Source organism: Rhodothermales bacterium, from assembly GCA_013002345.1.
Classification (GTDB): domain Bacteria; phylum Bacteroidota; class Rhodothermia; order Rhodothermales; family JABDKH01; genus JABDKH01.
This window is the reverse complement of sequence record JABDKH010000230.1, coordinates 1-15,603: the sequence shown is the minus strand read 5'-3', so window position 1 is coordinate 15,603 and position 15,603 is coordinate 1. Positions and strand designations below refer to the sequence as shown.

The following is a 15,603-nucleotide window of genomic DNA, read 5'->3' as shown; positions in this document are numbered from 1 at the left end:
ATCTGACACCTCTTGCGCCGCCCAGGCTCGGCGAACGCACTGCACCCTTGTGAAGGAACCACCAATCTCCTTCCGAAAAACCCCCCCGCTCGTGGAAACCAGAAGCCCCAGATTGGAGTGGCTGATGTCAGATATAGTGCCTTCGATGCCCTCTTTTCTACCGAACACACGAACTGGAGAACCATAATCAATACGAACTAGTCCATTGCTGTTTAATGCCAGCCAGAGGTTACCCTCGTGATCCTCAGAAACGAAGTTCACGACATCATCCGGCATACCGGTACTTTTGTCGAAAACCTCTATCAATTCGCCACGAATGTCTGAGACGACGAGACCACCGCCAAGCGTGGCTAGAGCATATTCCCCGCTTGAGAGAAGTCTACCATTGTAGACCCCGAAGCGCTTTATGTACGCTGTGATGCCCGTGTCAACGGCGTTGATTCCACGCCCGTTCATATGAAAGAGACCGTCGTCCCGCGAAACTACAGTTAATGTGTTGTCTGAGAATGGGAGTATTGCCGACACACGCATTGTCGAAAACAACTCCCCGGCTGGGACAAGATTGAATGTGCCGCCCGTGTACTCTAGGAGACCTACGTCTATTTCCCTGACGAAGAAACGATCATGGACTCCAAAGAAAGTGTGGAAGCCGCTCTTCGAAACCCAAAACTTCATGCGGTTTCCATCCCACAAGAAGATGACGCTCTTGGTCTGAAAGAACACCCCAGAACTCGACACCACGGTCGTCCAAACGTCACCGAAGTCTCGGTGCTTGGGAGGAATACTCTCGACCAGCGATCGGAAAACAGGATCCCCGGTAGTCGAAAGTTCAAGGTATCCAAACTCACCTTGAGCACCGACATAGATCTTGCCCGACCTATCCGTTGCGAGTGACCGCACCGTGGTTCCATTGGTGGTCCTGATCACTTTCCACTGATTGCCGTCGTATTGAAGGATTCCGTCTCGATTTCCTACATATACGAACCCCCGACCATCCGACACGATCGCCCAATTTTGAGGGTACGCGCCGTATTCTTGGGGAGTAAAGTGTTCTATTTGTCTCGGGCGACCCAAAGCGGACGCCGTCGCGCTACCGTCCCCAAGCAGTCCTAAGATCGCCAGCACTAGCATGAATGACATCGTTGTCGCCAATAATCGCCGGACACTGAAGTATACACACAAGGGAAATGTCGGCCGTGGCGACGGTATCTAAAGCGCGAGAGTTCTGACGGGGTTAGGTGTTCGAGCAATCACCGCAACTTGCTTCTGTGCTGGCAAATGGCTATTATTCTGCTGTATCATTGTGAGACACAGTTCGAGATTTACTGGGCAAGTGCCTCTTTCATTGTCCAAGCGAATCTCTAGAAGTTTCGCCTAGGCGAAGGTATCCACATGGGCAGAGTTTCGATCTTTACTACCTGCGTGTTATTGATTTCGGGGCTGGTGATATCTGGCTGCACTGCAGACTCTATTATCGGACCGACGGAAGCCACTCTTGTTGACGGCACATACGGCCAAGGCGGCGACGGGCATAACAACGTTGATAACGACGGCGACGGACATAACAACAAGAATGAGGGTGACGGTCACAACAATTAGGCCGTCTATCTGTTGTTGAGTCCCGGGGGAAACTCTCCTGTCCAGTGTCACCTTCCTCCTTACAGGTAGCGTCCACAGCAATTCAAGGGCGCTCCGCCAACTAAGCTCTCTCACTTCCTCAGGATTCGTCTGTAAAGTCCTCTTCGTCGGACCAAGCAGCCCCGAACCCCCTCCATTCCAGGGCTTCGAGACGCATCGACTGACCGTATCCTCCAACCACGGGCCTCGCTTCTTCTGGGGTGTTCATCGCGCCTTTTCGGAAGCCCTCCACCTCGCCGGCATCGCACCCGCCGGAATCATCCACGCAAGTGACCTTTACGCCCTGCCCGCGGCGCGATCCGCCGCACACCGCACTGGCGCTAAACTCACATACGACGCACGTGAACTGTACCCTCACGTCTCATCCACCGTCGGCCGACCGTGGGTTTCGTCGTTCTGGCGCTACGTTGAAGCCCGCAATATTGCCTCATGCGATGCCGTCTTCACCGTCAACCAGTCCATCGCCGATCAAATCTCACAACAGTATCACGTTCCCCTACCGACCGTTGTCGAAAACGTCCCCCCATTACGCCCCCTCCAGCCGTCCAACGTATTGCGAAACAGACTGGGACTTCGCGACAAAACACCGATTATCCTGCACCAGGGACACATTCGAAAAGATCGGGGCTGCACCATACTAGTAGAAGCGGCTGCCGTCGTCCCTGACGCTCACTTTGTGTTCCTGGGTGACGGCCCGCTACGCGCGTCCCTCCAAGACCTGGCGGCGTCTCTCGACATACAAGATCGAGTGCATTTCCTTGATCCAGTCCCTCCCGACCAATTGCTCGACTATACCGCATCGGCAACCGTCGGTGTAACGTTGCTCGAGGACACCTGTCTGAACCATCACCTGGCGCTCCCAAATAAACTTTTCGAATACCTGATGGCGGGAATACCCGTCCTCGCCAGCGACCTCCCTGAACTCAGCAAAATCGTCTCACAATTCGACATAGGCCGACTTGCTGCACCTGGAAGCGTGGACCATGTGGGCGAGCGGCTGCGCGAAATGATCTCCGCTCCGGATCAGTTGGACACCTGGAGATCAAATACCGGGCGCGTATTTGAAACAATCAACTGGGAAACGGCATCTGAGAGATTCCTCAACGTATTCCGTAGACTCAGAGACTCCTAGACGTTAGACGTGCCTCGCTCAGTCCTCCTCACACTTTTCCTGTCCTGCGCCCTACCTGGCGTAGCCTGGAGCCAATCCGCGAGCGAACCGGCCGAAGGCGTCAACTGGCTCGCGTTTGAGGACGGCCTGCAAATCGCCGTAGAAAAAGACCGCCCCGTGCTCGTTGATATCTATGCTCCCTGGTGTGGATGGTGCTCGCGACTCCAGACAGACGTCTATACCGTACCGGATGTTCAGGCCTATCTGGCGAATCATTTCACCGTCACACGACTCAATATTGATTCGGTTGATGATGTGGTAAATTTTCGAGGCTACGAACTTACATCGGCCGAACTCGCAATGGGGCTCGGTGCGAGCGGTACACCCACAACCGTCTTCCTTGACGCCAGCGGAGACTACATTACGCGTCTTCCTGGATTTGTCGGTGCCGGGGAGTTTCTGCAGATCCTCACCTTTATCGGATCGAAGGCCTACGTCTCGGAGTCGTTCGAAACTTTCGTCGAAACGAACTAGCTCTCTCGATCAACGGACGATCGCGACAAGTCCCTTCCGTGTCCGACAGTTGCGACGACCATGCGAGGCAGTCCCGCCAGATCAGCGCTGAGTCGAACGTCTGACAGGCCCTTCCGGCGCGCCAGAACCGCAACCTGCGACCCATAGTCGCTGTGCACTTCCGCCACAAGCCTGCCGCCGTTCACAACAGTCTCCGACGCACGATCAATCAGTGCTCGATAGTATCGAAGTGGATCCAGTCCTGCATCCAGAGCCTCGACTGGCTCGTGCTGAATAATCTCCTTCGGCAGAGCCGCAAGCTCCCGGGTCGGTATGTACGGAGGATTGGAAACCATGACATCAAAACCGTACCCGACAGCTGCCATCGATTGGCCTTTCTCGACATCCGCAAGTAAGAATGTCACCGGTAGGTCGAGTTGCGCGCTGTTGGTTCTTGCCAGTGCCAGCGCGTCCTCACTGATATCGCACGCGACAATCTGACCATCAGGCCGCTGCGACTTGACGGCGAGCGCGATGCAGCCGCTGCCAGTTCCCACATCAAGCACCCTGCATCCCGGCACGCCTTCCGTAAGTCGGAGAACCTCATCCACAAGTAGTTCCGTCTCCGGACGCGGAATGAGAGCCCGGTTGTCGACCTCCAGCCGCAGTCCATAAAACTCGGTCCAACCGACGATATATTGGATTGGCTCTCCAGTCGCCCGGCGCACCAGCCCGCTTCGAACAATGTCCTCGGCCGCCGACGTTACCTCCACTGTCGAGTGTACGATGATCTCGGTTCGAGTCATTTTGAGCACATCTCCCAAAAGCCAGTCGACGCAGACACCGGCCGCCTCGACACCCACGTCTTTGAGGCTCTCGATCGCTTCCTTCCTTAGTGCCCTGAGTTGCATCTCGAGTCTGTTGTGCTTCCAATGGGATAGCAGATCACGCCACAAGACAAAATGTCGGCAGCCTCTACCTTCGTCGCACCTTCATAAAGACATGTGTATATTTCCGCCCCTACGCCGATATACGACGCATCTTCCCACGGCCGACCGGCGTGCACCTGGCCTGCGTCCTGACTCCCCAATTTCGTGTGCGCCTACCAACAATGTGAAATGAATACACGTCAGAAACTCGATGTAATCGCAAACAACTTATGGTGGAGTTGGCATCCAGAGGCTCTGGATGTCTATCGGCAACTCAACCCCGATGTCTTTCGTGCATCCGGCAACAATCCTGTCAAGGCGCTACGCTATGCAAACGAAGATGTGCTGCAAGACAGGGATTTCGGAATCGCTGTCGATGAGTTATTCGATCGTATGGCCGCCTATCTCAATGCGCCGGGAGAGCTGAGTGACATCCCCCCGACAGCCTATTTCTGTATGGAGTATGGTCTTCACGAAAGCCTCCCTACGTACTCGGGCGGTCTGGGCATCCTGGCAGGTGACCACACCAAGGCGGCGTCCGATCTCGGATTGCCCCTGACCGCGGTCGGACTCTTCCTTCGAGAGGGCTACTTCAAGCAGCATTTCAGTCCCGAAGGACTACAGCAGGCCGACTATCCCTGCCAACCCGTAACCTCCCTCCCCACGACCCTCGCCGTCGACGATCAGGGCCAGCCGGTGACCGTGACCGTGGACCTTGGAACACAGCCCATCACCCTTCGCGCATGGATCATACATGTTGGCAAGACAAAACTGATCCTGCTCGACTCCGACATCCCGCCCAACCCGTTTCCCTATCGCTTCCTCACACGACGTCTCTACGCAGGAAGTCGAAGAACCCGCATACGCCAGGAAATCCTGCTCGGCATCGGCGGGCTTCGCATGATCCGCGCTCTCGGGTTGAACCCCGAGCGCTTCCACATGAACGAAGGCCACAGCGCATTCCTGGCACTCGAGCTGCTGCGCGAGCAACTGGATAGTGGCACACCTAGACCGGAAGCGGAAAATTGGGTTCGAAGCCACTGCATATTCACTACCCACACACCAGTCAAGGCCGGACACGATCGCTTCGACCCTCAGCTCCTCCTGGACCAACTGTCGGTCTTCCGAGAGTCACTGCGAATATCTGAGGGCGAGTTGATGGCCTTTGGCCGTGCCAATCCGAATGACCTTACCGAGGCGTTCACCATGACCATCCTCGGCCTGAAATTGTCAAGCTTCGCAAACGGAGTTTCCAGACTGAACGGCGATGTAGCTCGCGCTCAGTGGCACCATCTTTTTGCCAATCGGCCTGTTGACCAGGTCCCGATCGGACACATCACGAACGGAGTACATCTCCCCACGTGGACTAGTCCTAAAGCAAGACCGTTTCTCGACAAACATGTTGCGCGCTGGAAGGACGATCCCGATGCATGGAATCGTGTTGATGATATCCCTGCCGCAGAGCTATGGGCCTATCGTCGTCTCCTCAGGGGAGCACTCGTAGACTATGTAACGCAGAAAGTAAAAAGCCAGACCCTTCCACAGAATCCGCAACTGGATCCGGATCTCTTGACGATCGGTTTCGCTCGACGTTTTGCAACCTACAAACGCGCTCCACTCTTCTTCTACGAGATCGAGCGTGCCATCGAGTTCTTTGCATCGTTCGACCGGCCCCTGCAGATGATCTATGCTGGCAAGGCTCACCCCGCTGACGTCCAGGGCAAAGAGTTTATTCAACACATTTATGAGCTCACTCAGCTTCCAGCTCTGTCGGGGCGCCTCGTGTTTCTTGAGAACTATGATATCGAGATCGGGCGCATGCTGGTCTCCGGAGCCGACATCTGGCTCAATAATCCACGACGTCCTTACGAGGCGAGCGGCACCAGCGGCCAGAAGGTCGCAGTTCATGGTGGCCTGAATCTCTCGATCCTGGATGGTTGGTGGCCGGAGGGCTATGACGGCACCAACGGGTGGTCTATCGGGACTGACTCATCGGCCACGTACATGGATCCGGAGGAACAGGACCGGCAGGACTCAGCCTTCATCTATGAGGCGCTAGCGGACTCGATCCTTCCCGCTTTTTACGAGCGGAATGAAGATGGTATACCGGACGCATGGATCGCCAAGATGCGTAGCGCGATGAAGAAGTTGACCTATCAATTCTCGGCGCGTCGAATGGTGCGTGACTATGCCGCCAACTACTACTCCATTCCCGCACACGCAGCAGTGAAGTAGCTAACAGCCCGTCAATCGATGTAGCGAACCTCGAACGGGCCCATTAGCTCTCGACTTCCCGCGAACGGCTCCCGACTGACAGAATCTACGCGCGCACCTCGTGGGCCCGCAGCTGCTGAGCGAACCAGAGCGTCGAGCGATGCCTTAAGGCCTTCTGCTTCGACAACAACCGAGGCATCATCTTCATTGCGGACCCAGCCACGAAGCTCCAATGACCGGGCGCGCGATCGAATGAAGTGTCTGTATCCCACACCCTGGACTCGGCCGACGATGCGGAGTCGAATTCGCTCTATCTCTTCGCCCAAATCGGTCATCTCAGCTCAGAGGACCCAGTCCTACAATAGCCCTGCAGTGTTCGTCCACGACCGGAAACCGTCGACAAGCTGGTCGAATGACTCAAGCGCAAACAACTCTTCCTGCACGTGCCACACATCGTAGTCTTGCTCAACGATTCGATCGGGATCAAACGGATGAACAACTACGTCATCGGAAAGAGCGTGAAGCACCTCGTTCCTGGACGATAAGATTCCGGCCCCGAATACTCGCGTTCCTTCGGTCTGACGGATGAGTCCAAACTCGACGGTAAACCAGTGCAACCTCTCCAGGCGCGGACGATCTGCCCCCTGACCTTTCAGAGCGGCCTGACCGAAGAGATGATAAAAGTCGGCAAACGCAGGCTCCGTCAACATCGGCATGTGGCCGAAGATATCGTGGAAGAGATCCGGAGCGGGTGTGTAGTCGAGTTCCTCCCGGCCGCGAATGTAGTCCGTGGACGGAAAGACCCGTTGCGACAGCAGGTGAAAGAAATCCTTTTCGTGGATCAGGCCTGGCACGCGGGCAACTTGCCAGCCCGTCGCCTTCTGCAACCGGTCACTGAGCTCCGCGAGATATGGAATTCGATCCGGCTGGAAATCAAGCATCTCGATACCGTCCATGAAGGCGTCACCCGCACGACCGCGCAGCAGTTCAACCTGTCGCGCGAACAGTATCGCCCACGTCTCGTGGTCCAGGTCTGGATACTCAGGATACCTGATCTCATTGCCGACCGGCACCCCTGACGGCGGAAGGTGCTGCGGGACACATCTCGGATCCACGCCGTCCGCCGCCGCCTTTTCGTAGGCAGACAGATCGTCTCGGTGCAGGTCTTCTCCGCGTATCAATGACTCAACCATTCTGCCGTGCCCCTTGCTGATTCTACGACGATTCCACGTTGGAAGCGCTTCCAACCAGATCTTACGAGCGCCCATCGACCCAGATCCCATCGGGTTCTACTATGGATCGGAAGGCTGGCCCGGCCTGCCAAGCAGCGTCCCGATGACCACGTACCCCAGGAAGGCGACCCCACCAAATGCCATCGTAGTAGCGGTGAGTCCTACTGCTCCCTCGGACAGATAGTCGGCCATGACCAGCGGCAGTTCAAATATCAGAGCAAAAAAGACGCCGCCGATAATGATACTCGACCACGAACCAAATGCGCGATTGTCAAACACGAGATCAGACCAATAAACCGGCAATGATGGATCCGACGAAGGCGACTCCAGCCACCAGGAGCGCGTAGGGCATCTGCGTGTCTATGTGATCAACGTGATCACACGCAGCCGACATCGATGACATAATGGATGTATCAGACCGTGGAGACGCGAAGTCACCAATAACACCCCCGGACATGAGGGCTCCCAGCATGAGTGGCATGTGAACTCCTGCGCCCGCCGCCAGTGGCAACGCAATCGGAATCGTCACAGCGAAAGCAGTCCACGATGAGCCCGGCATAAAGGAAACGAAGCGAGTGACCAGAAAGATGAGACCTGGAAGCCACCAGGACAGGGCACCGGCACCAACTATGTCGACGACATAGTCGCCGAGGCTCAGATCCCGTGAAACCTGACCCAGTGCAAGGTGGCCGGCAAGATAACTCGTCTCAAACAACCACCGAAACAAATCGCACCGTGAATCGACGAATCGACACTCGACCTTCGGGCACTCAGTTTCGAAGCGGCAATCCCGAATCCTCTAACGGACAGCGGGCGCAGGCCTCCACTTGATGTTGCAACCGAGAGACGGATGCTGCTCCGACCCGACGAGTCCGGTGGCGAGCAACTCGTCGAGTGCCGTTCGAAGATCAGACCCGTTTGGCTCTCCCTGGCCGGGTCGGGACGAATCCAGCCGACCGCGATAAACGAGTCTTCGCAGCGAATCATATACGAAGAAGTCGGGAGTGGCCTCCGCGCCGTACGCGAGAGCGACCTCCTGCGTCTCATCGTAGAGATACGGAAAAGGATAGCCGAGACGCTCTGCGTCCGCGGTCATGGCCTCGAACGAATCGGCCGGATAGGCCGCAGCGTCATTTGAATTGATGGCGATGAACTGTACGCCCATCGTCGAATAGTCTTGAGCTATCCTCACCAGCTCGGGTTGCACATGCTTTACGAAAGGACAGTGATTGCAGATGAACATGATGACGACGGCACGTGCGTCGACGAAGTCATTCAGGCTTCGATACGCAGCGTCGACTTTATCGACCGAAGGGTTGCACGTCGCAAGCCGAAAGGGCGGCGCCGTCGTTCCGAGCTCGACCATCCTTGAGTACGTTCGTGCCATTCTTCAATTTGTCTTAGGAAGCCGCCCTATCCTTTCAGGCGTTCTTCGATGAGCGGAGAAATGGTCGTCCCTCGGATCTTGTCGAAGGGACTGGCTACTGTCGATGCGATGTTGGCTATGTGTGAGCTGACCCGGCTTAACATGCGCGCTGCGAGAGCAAGAACGATCGCCTGATTTGGGCCTACCCCGTCCGACACGGCCAGATTTGACACAAATAAAGACAGTCTCTCCTTGACGTCCGCATGCTCCGTCATCAGAAGAACGGCTTCCCGATCATCACCTGTTGCGAGGCTGCCACGAACACGGCCAAGCATGCCTACGATTGCGTCCCGTGCATGGCGAAGTGGATCAACAACTTTGCCCGTCCGAGGCTCGCTGGCCAACGCAGCCGTCTCAGCAAGAGACTTCGCCAGATCACCGATTCGTTCTGCCTCGTGTACAATGCTCAGGAGCTTCAGACTGAAAACGAGGTCCTGTTTCGGATTCACCGACAGGTGCTCCAGAAGAACACGTCGCAAATCCACTTCGCGACTGTTAATCATCGCATCAAGTTCTTCAAGATCTTCGTCGAGAACCTCGTTGTCGAGCAGATGACCAGTCGCCGCGGCAATCATCCGCTCGCCGGTATTGATCATGACGCTTATGTCTTGCAGCGCCTGACTGACGAGCGGTGTACGATCACCTTTGAATAAGTCGAAAATTCCCATTGCAGTCCCTCCGCGGAGCGCCGTGCACGTCGCCGCTACTTTCACCGCTCAGTCCAGCAATCGCAACTCCGTTCCCGGGTAGTAATGTTCCAGAATAGCATCTGCCGAATATCCTGACAGGGCCATTCCCAACGCTCCCATCTGACAGAGTCCGACGCCGTGTCCCCAACCGCAGCCCCGAAGTCGAAGATACCCATCCTCCCTGAACGTCTCTGAATTCAAGACTTCAAACGCAGAAGAGTATAGAAACGACTCACTGAACATCTGGCGAATCGCATACTCACTTTTTAGCTCGTGCGCTACAGGCTTGCCATCATCGTCCCGACCACGAATAACCAGGTGATTGATTCTCGCGCTCGCGCCACGCGAGTTAATGTCTAGTCCATCAATGCTATTCCAATTCTGGCGATAGTAGTTCGCCAGATTCTGACGAAGCACCGATAGCTTCAGATCACTTTGCCAGCGATAGTAACTCCCGGTCTCGTCAACTTTGCCCAGCATGGCCTGCAGATCCACACCCTCAAAACGTACGGGGGCACAGAAGGCATCATCATAACCGAAATAGCTATCGAACTGGTCAAAGTGTGCCTCCCCGTGAGCGCTTGGAGAATCCCACAGGGGTATGAGATAGGGAACCGATAAGCCATCCCACACTGCCGTGTAGTCTTCCACGAGGCCGCCGCAGTTCTTGGAATAGCGCGCGTCGATAACCCGTCCATCATAGGCAAGCACTCGACCGGCCGTATCGCGAGCCGCTTTGATAGAATGCGGGTTCACGTATGTGCTCCCGTGGTACCGTTGACAGCAATCGTCGTTGCAGACGTCAAATCCCTCCGCGGCATGCTTCTGCTCGACTAACGCGAGCGACCAGCACCGGGCAACGACCGTCTGCGCGGCCAGCAACTCGGAGGGGGCGGCAGCTCCCATCTCAGATGTCGCAACACACGCCACGTAGCTCTCTACGTCGACCGTGTTGATCACCACAAGAACTCCTTCCTCGACCGCGACCGTCAGTGTACCCGGAAGAGTTACACTGATATCCTTCTGCCAGTGAAAACCACGTCCCGTTCGTGTCGGCTCAACGGCGAGCCCATCGCCGGGCTTGAGGATTTGAACGTTATCGTCCGTTCGTAGAGTCAGTGTCTCAACGATTACCGTGTCGTCACCGGTCGCGATTAGGAGCGAACCATCCTGTATCCCGACATCTAGGGACCTCACGCCGGGCGGGATTCGAACCGAACTGTCCGGCGAAGAATCCGAATCCCAGCCAAACGAGACAGCCGTCTGCCGGTCCTCACGGAGAACAATTCCGACTCGCAGCCGGGTACCGTCAAGCCCTGTTGAAATAGGCATCTACTGCGGCCCCCAGGGCCGGGGCATTGCGCAACTCCGAGTGCACGATGAGTCCGCTCCGAAGGCGCTCGTTCGCCCTCAGATAGTGTTTCTTGATCTCTGATGCGAGATCCGAAGCCTGAAGCAACTGAATCAGGCGTTGTTGTACCGGGGTGCTGAAGACCGGAAGGAAATCCGGGTTCTGCCAGATATCGCCCAGACGCTGACCGATGATGATACGGTCGAAGACCTGCCCGATGTAAGGATGCTCCGACGACAGACGTCGATTGCTGTCGACGAGTCGCGCACCTCCGAATCCCCTGGCGAGGGTCACTATCCGATGAAGGACTAGCTGGGCGAGCGCCTCACATGTTTCGCCGGTAATGGATCGAGCAACCTCCTCTCCAGACACGGCCCTCTCAAATATCTGCCACGGAAAAACGCCGTGATTGTTCAGCGCATCGAGCGACAGGCCCATCTGATCGCCGTAACGTCGCTGAATCCCCTGGGCCGAGATCATGGCCTCGTAACTGCGGTCGTCGCTAAACATGATCTCCCACGTCTTCGCCATCCAGTCACGTGTTGCATCAAAAGGCACTGGCTCTCCGCCGAGGAGTAGTGCGTCGGCCACGCCGGTTCCGATCCCAAGGTAGTAAGCGTTACTCACGTCGCGCATCGCACCCGCAGCACCCCAGTGCTCCCCCACTCCACAATAGTCGGCATCACTGCCAAGCGCATGTATGGATTGAAGCGTTGAGTATCCTTGCTCAGCTAGCATCGACTCCAGTTTGTCGAGAAAGCGCGGCATGCGCGGTCCATTCGCCATCGCACTGATACCACGCCTGTCCGGGGTCTTCAGTCCTGGCAAACCAATACCTATCACGACAGGACGATCACCTTCGGGCGCGCACACACCTGAAACAACTCTGCAAAAGCTGTCAAGGAATGCCGACTCCTGTCGGGTCTCATCCTCAAGTTGATGGACATCGCCCGCCCGGTGTTCGGCCAGCTGATCCGCAAGCGGGTGAGGGCGAAATCCGGACTGATACCGCTCCGAGTCGTCGTAGCTCACCTCAACGATGGGCTCGACCGGCGCAAATCGAAGGGGGTCCTCCAGAATATCCACGCGGTGGGCAAGGACCTTGCTCGCGCCACCGTCGACACCGATCAGAACAACATCAGCCATTCAGAACCTCATTCATTTTCTGCCTTCGCCGAATCGCCTCAAAACGCATATGGTCCTTTGCGTTGTTGTTCCTGTCGACCGTCGCCTGGTCAATGTTGTGATCGGTACCGCCGCCGTGGCGAATCACCTTGTAGATCGGATCCCACACGCGACCCATGCGATGTTTCTCAATCATCCTGAGCACGAAATCGTAGTCCTCTCCATAGTTACGCGCAGACGGACTGACGTTCATATCCAGATATCCAAGATCACGCGCAACCTCAACGTAGAATGAGCGGGGTGCACCTGCGCCATTTATCCGCAGCAGATTATTACGCCCATTCTCTTCGGTCCACTCATCGTGGGTCACGACCGGCATTGACTCCATGCGGATGATATTCCCGTCGGCCTGCTTCTCCCACACTTCGTACGAACCAATCACCATACCAATGGTCGCGTCCTGCTTGTACACCGCCAGAATCTTCTCCACCGCGTCCTCGGCCAGCTGATCGTCGGAGTCCAACTGGACATAAAACTTGCCGCGCGCCAGCCTCAGTCCGGAATTAAGGCAGTATCCGATGTTGTTAACATCTACGACCAGCAACTGCACGTTTGGAGCGTCGGGGCGAAAATTCGATCCGCCCTCCTGGTATGATTTGACCACCGGGATGGTGGGGTCAGCATCGCCTCCATTGACGACGACGATCACCTCCACTTCAGGAATCGTTTGCCGCAACACGGACTCAATCGCGTCTCCGATGAACTCGGGTCTATCGTTGACCGGAATAATCACGCTTGCCTTCAGTGGATAGTCCTTATCCGCGTACGGCACCTTCTCATATGCTGCACCTGGAGCCAGGTAGGCACCCACACGCTTCAGATGAGCCGTCGCGACGGACTCAAGTTCCAGCTGAGATTCCTTACTCTGAAGCAGGTAGTCGAAGACATTCTGACCCTGTCTCGTCTTGGAGACTGTGTACGTCCCTCCGGCGTATCGACTGGCAATGTGCACCATTCGTCCCTGCTCACTCAGCCGGAGACGCAAATCGTAAAGCATGTGCTGCCTGACGTCTGGCTGCAGCGGAAGAGCGCGCGCCAGAGCTGCGGTGCTGATGAGCCAGACGGATCCGTAGTCCATCGATTCTCGCACGCGGCCCGCGTGGTGGTCGAGCAGGTGCTCTTCACTGAGCTGCCCATCGGTGTCGACCTCATAATCAGAGTAGACCATGGACCATCCCGGCGATACATCCGCTACCATTTCCAGCAGATCGATAGCAGAGTCCTTCAGACGTACCGGGTGCGAAGCGACATTGATGAGCAACATCCTCTCGCCGCTGACGCCTTCAAGTACCGAGTTCAGACTCTTCCCGCTCGATTCGGCAATGTTGACAAGCTGGACCTGATGATCGCGCAGCTGTTCCTTCAAAGCGTTGGCCGAACTCTCGTTCTGACCATGAATGATGACGACGTTCAATCCGTGTTCCTCCTGTATGATTTGTCAACCAGAACCCGCGACCGCGGAAGTGACGCAGCTCGGACCGGTTGATCTCGACGCGGTTAGTGAGATTCAGAATTTTCTTCGCCACGGTACAATCCGTGTGCCTCAATGTACCTTCCAACAGATTCCGAAACGAGGTAGCGAGTGCTGCGACCCTCCCGCACCCTTCGCCGAATATTGGTGCCGGATACCGTGATCAAAGGGGCTTCCACAAGTGTGGCGGGAAAACGTTTCTGCTGGAGAATCGGGCTCGCTCCGCGCGGATAAACCAGCAAGTCAGCGAGTTTCAGAATGGATTCAGGGCGATGCCAGTCACCAAGCTCCTCATAGCTGTCGGACCCGATAATGAGGAACAGCTGGCTAATTTCACCGAAACCCCTTCGAAGGTCCTCCAGCGTATCAAGCGTGAAGGAAACACCCCCTCGCCTCAGTTCGATGTCGGACACGTCAAACGCTGGATTTCCGGCAACAGCCGCTTGCACCATCGCAAGACGGTGATGGGGGGCAGGCATGTCCTCGTCCTGCTTATGAGGTGGCGTCGACGCAGGAATCCAGATAATGCGTTCCAAGTCATATCGATCACGAATGAATTCCGCGACGATCAGATGCGCGATGTGTGGGGGGTTAAACGAGCCACCGAAGACACCAAGCCGCATGCGATTCCCCTACGGATCGATTCGCGAGAATATCGAAGGCAACGATACACCGAAGACGCCAGACAAAGACACACACAGCATTACAGTGACACACCTAACTCCGTTCGTCGCCGAAGCGCATCTTCGTACATGCTCTCTGCCTCGGTCAGCACGGGGCTGTCCGGAAAAATCTGACTGAGTCGTTCATAGTTAGCGATTACTCTGGCCAACCGCTCCGGCCTGCGCGTGACGATGCTTTGCTCGCTGAACCGCATGTAGTTACGCATGGCACCCAGCAGGGCATCGTCGGCCCAGGGTGAACCGGGGAAGTCGTCGAAGACTGACTCGAACGTGAGCGCAGCAGCTTCATGGAGTCCTCGTCGTTCATAGAGGAGAGCGGAAGCGTGTCGTTTGCGCGCCAGTTTCTCACGTAGTTCGTTAATCCTCTGCGCAGCGTCTTGAACCCGGTCGTCGGTTGGATATCGATCGATGAAAAGTTGAAGCTGCTCAATCGCCCGTTTCGTGTCAGTCTGGTCTAGCTGGTAGCCGGGTGACCGAGCGTAATATGTCATCGCCATCTCGTACTCAGCCTCGGTCACGCGTGGGTCTCTGCGATAGAGCTGGACGAACCGGTTGTACTCATTGGCGGCCAGAAGCAGGTCCTTGTTGGCCGCATGCGACCGCGCGAGGTATAGCTGAGCATCAGGTGCGTACTCATGGGTACGTCCGAAGTCGAAAACTCCGCGGAAGAACTCTGCCGCTCGGTCATACTTTCCCGCTTCGTAAAGGACCATTCCCTTGTCGAAGGCCTCCTTGGGAGAGTCATAACGAAGCCGACCGCTGCCGGAGCATCCACTCACGGCGACAGCTAGAACAATAATGGCGGATACTTTTGCCGAACGGGACAGGATTGTCATTTCTTGATGGTTCGCTTCGCTGGACTCAGTGGCTACCTAACGACCGGATAGCCCGGATATTGTTGCGAAAGCTCGTGGACGAGAAGGGCTTCTAGAACAGTCCGTTAGAGGCGCTGTTCCCCGCCGCTAACGCAGCAGCTCTGAAGCTCCGTCCTTGTACCGGTGGAAGTAGATGGCCTCGTTCACGTTCCCGTTTCTGAAGTCAAACCGAAGGCCGAGCCCTTGATACGGTGGTGCGTCGTGAAACGCCTCGTGGAGCGGCTTCCCGGCATGCGCGGTGAGCTGCAGAAGGATGTAACGTGTGACGTCGTAGCCGGCGTACGAC

General features: G+C 56.3%; 17 protein-coding genes and 1 pseudogene. 4 read left to right on the top strand and 14 right to left on the bottom strand.

What is annotated here, in order from left to right; all coding sequences use genetic code 11:
* On the bottom strand, nucleotides 1-900 hold a 900-nt coding region (locus HKN37_11535), incomplete at its 3' end, for a hypothetical protein (GenBank protein ID NNE47280.1).
* A gap of 736 nt (nucleotides 901-1,636) precedes the next feature.
* On the opposite strand from HKN37_11535, the pseudogene HKN37_11530 reads away from it, so the two are divergent.
* The 3 genes and pseudogenes from HKN37_11530 (at nucleotide 1,637) to HKN37_11520 (ending at nucleotide 3,283) form a co-directional block, all read left to right on the top strand.
* Nucleotides 1,637-2,149 (top strand): annotated as a pseudogene (locus tag HKN37_11530) (glycosyltransferase).
* Between the two features lie 42 nt (nucleotides 2,150-2,191).
* Nucleotides 2,192-2,770 carry a glycosyltransferase gene (locus tag HKN37_11525; GenBank protein ID NNE47279.1) on the top strand — a complete coding sequence of 193 codons (579 nt, stop codon included), beginning with the start codon at nucleotides 2,192-2,194 and terminating at the stop codon, nucleotides 2,768-2,770.
* Between the two features lie 9 nt (nucleotides 2,771-2,779).
* Nucleotides 2,780-3,283, top strand: a complete 504-nt coding sequence (locus HKN37_11520) for a thioredoxin fold domain-containing protein (protein ID NNE47278.1) — start codon at nucleotides 2,780-2,782, stop codon at nucleotides 3,281-3,283.
* Here the strand turns inward: HKN37_11520 and prmC are convergent.
* Nucleotides 3,280-4,173 carry a peptide chain release factor N(5)-glutamine methyltransferase gene (gene prmC, locus HKN37_11515; GenBank protein ID NNE47277.1) on the bottom strand — a complete coding sequence of 298 codons (894 nt, stop codon included), beginning with the start codon at nucleotides 4,171-4,173 and terminating at the stop codon, nucleotides 3,280-3,282. The genes HKN37_11520 and prmC overlap by 4 nt on opposite strands.
* Before the next feature lie 207 nt (nucleotides 4,174-4,380).
* On the opposite strand from prmC, the gene glgP reads away from it, so the two are divergent.
* Nucleotides 4,381-6,426 (top strand): alpha-glucan family phosphorylase, encoded by a 2,046-nt coding sequence (gene glgP / locus HKN37_11510; protein NNE47276.1) that lies wholly within the window; start codon nucleotides 4,381-4,383, stop codon nucleotides 6,424-6,426.
* A gap of 11 nt (nucleotides 6,427-6,437) precedes the next feature.
* Here the strand turns inward: glgP and HKN37_11505 are convergent, their stop codons facing one another.
* The 12 genes from HKN37_11505 to HKN37_11450 form a co-directional block, all read right to left on the bottom strand.
* Nucleotides 6,438-6,740 carry an acylphosphatase gene (locus HKN37_11505; protein NNE47275.1) on the bottom strand — a complete coding sequence of 101 codons (303 nt, stop codon included), beginning with the start codon at nucleotides 6,738-6,740 and terminating at the stop codon, nucleotides 6,438-6,440.
* 21 nt (nucleotides 6,741-6,761) lie between these two features.
* Nucleotides 6,762-7,598 (bottom strand): phenylalanine 4-monooxygenase, encoded by an 837-nt coding sequence (locus tag HKN37_11500; GenBank protein NNE47274.1) that lies wholly within the window; start codon nucleotides 7,596-7,598, stop codon nucleotides 6,762-6,764.
* A gap of 99 nt (nucleotides 7,599-7,697) precedes the next feature.
* Nucleotides 7,698-7,916, bottom strand: coding sequence for a hypothetical protein (locus HKN37_11495; protein NNE47273.1), 219 nt, complete (start codon nucleotides 7,914-7,916; stop codon nucleotides 7,698-7,700).
* Nucleotides 7,917-7,920: 4 nt separating this feature from the next.
* The gene (locus tag HKN37_11490; protein NNE47272.1) at nucleotides 7,921-8,433 is read right to left on the bottom strand and encodes a hypothetical protein; all 513 of its coding nucleotides are present in this window, start codon (nucleotides 8,431-8,433) and stop codon (nucleotides 7,921-7,923) included.
* Between the two features lie 3 nt (nucleotides 8,434-8,436).
* Complete coding sequence (locus HKN37_11485) at nucleotides 8,437-9,024, bottom strand: thioredoxin family protein (protein ID NNE47271.1); 588 nt, start codon at nucleotides 9,022-9,024, stop codon at nucleotides 8,437-8,439.
* 26 nt (nucleotides 9,025-9,050) lie between these two features.
* Nucleotides 9,051-9,731, bottom strand: coding sequence for a hypothetical protein (locus HKN37_11480; GenBank protein NNE47270.1), 681 nt, complete (start codon nucleotides 9,729-9,731; stop codon nucleotides 9,051-9,053).
* A 48-nt stretch (nucleotides 9,732-9,779) separates the two neighbouring features.
* Nucleotides 9,780-11,084, bottom strand: coding sequence for a SpoIID/LytB domain-containing protein (locus HKN37_11475; GenBank protein ID NNE47269.1), 1,305 nt, complete (start codon nucleotides 11,082-11,084; stop codon nucleotides 9,780-9,782).
* Nucleotides 11,062-12,249, bottom strand: coding sequence for an ROK family protein (locus tag HKN37_11470; GenBank protein ID NNE47268.1), 1,188 nt, complete (start codon nucleotides 12,247-12,249; stop codon nucleotides 11,062-11,064). The genes HKN37_11475 and HKN37_11470 overlap by 23 nt, the downstream gene beginning before the upstream one ends.
* The gene (locus tag HKN37_11465) at nucleotides 12,242-13,552 is read right to left on the bottom strand and encodes a glycosyltransferase family 2 protein (protein ID NNE47267.1); all 1,311 of its coding nucleotides are present in this window, start codon (nucleotides 13,550-13,552) and stop codon (nucleotides 12,242-12,244) included. The genes HKN37_11470 and HKN37_11465 overlap by 8 nt, the downstream gene beginning before the upstream one ends.
* 233 nt (nucleotides 13,553-13,785) lie before the next feature.
* The gene (gene nadD / locus HKN37_11460; protein ID NNE47266.1) at nucleotides 13,786-14,382 is read right to left on the bottom strand and encodes a nicotinate (nicotinamide) nucleotide adenylyltransferase; all 597 of its coding nucleotides are present in this window, start codon (nucleotides 14,380-14,382) and stop codon (nucleotides 13,786-13,788) included.
* Nucleotides 14,383-14,462: 80 nt separating this feature from the next.
* Nucleotides 14,463-15,278, bottom strand: a complete 816-nt coding sequence (gene bamD, locus HKN37_11455; protein NNE47265.1) for an outer membrane protein assembly factor BamD — start codon at nucleotides 15,276-15,278, stop codon at nucleotides 14,463-14,465.
* 126 nt (nucleotides 15,279-15,404) lie between these two features.
* Nucleotides 15,405-15,603: amino acid ABC transporter substrate-binding protein (locus HKN37_11450; GenBank protein ID NNE47264.1), on the bottom strand; the 199-nt coding region annotated here is incomplete at its 5' end.

Coding starts and splice junctions, on each gene's coding strand:
- prmC (NNE47277.1), bottom strand. CDS start 4,173: ATGCAACTCAGGGCACTAAGGAAGGAAGCGATCGAGAGCCTCAAAGAC.
- glgP (NNE47276.1), top strand. CDS start 4,381: ATGAATACACGTCAGAAACTCGATGTAATCGCAAACAACTTATGGTGG.
- HKN37_11505 (NNE47275.1), bottom strand. CDS start 6,740: ATGACCGATTTGGGCGAAGAGATAGAGCGAATTCGACTCCGCATCGTC.
- HKN37_11500 (NNE47274.1), bottom strand. CDS start 7,598: ATGGTTGAGTCATTGATACGCGGAGAAGACCTGCACCGAGACGATCTG.
- HKN37_11485 (NNE47271.1), bottom strand. CDS start 9,024: ATGGCACGAACGTACTCAAGGATGGTCGAGCTCGGAACGACGGCGCCG.
- HKN37_11480 (NNE47270.1), bottom strand. CDS start 9,731: ATGGGAATTTTCGACTTATTCAAAGGTGATCGTACACCGCTCGTCAGT.
- HKN37_11475 (NNE47269.1), bottom strand. CDS start 11,084: ATGCCTATTTCAACAGGGCTTGACGGTACCCGGCTGCGAGTCGGAATT.
- HKN37_11470 (NNE47268.1), bottom strand. CDS start 12,249: ATGGCTGATGTTGTTCTGATCGGTGTCGACGGTGGCGCGAGCAAGGTC.
- HKN37_11465 (NNE47267.1), bottom strand. CDS start 13,552: ATGTTGCTCATCAATGTCGCTTCGCACCCGGTACGTCTGAAGGACTCT.
- nadD (NNE47266.1), bottom strand. CDS start 14,382: ATGCGGCTTGGTGTCTTCGGTGGCTCGTTTAACCCCCCACACATCGCG.
- bamD (NNE47265.1), bottom strand. CDS start 15,278: ATGACAATCCTGTCCCGTTCGGCAAAAGTATCCGCCATTATTGTTCTA.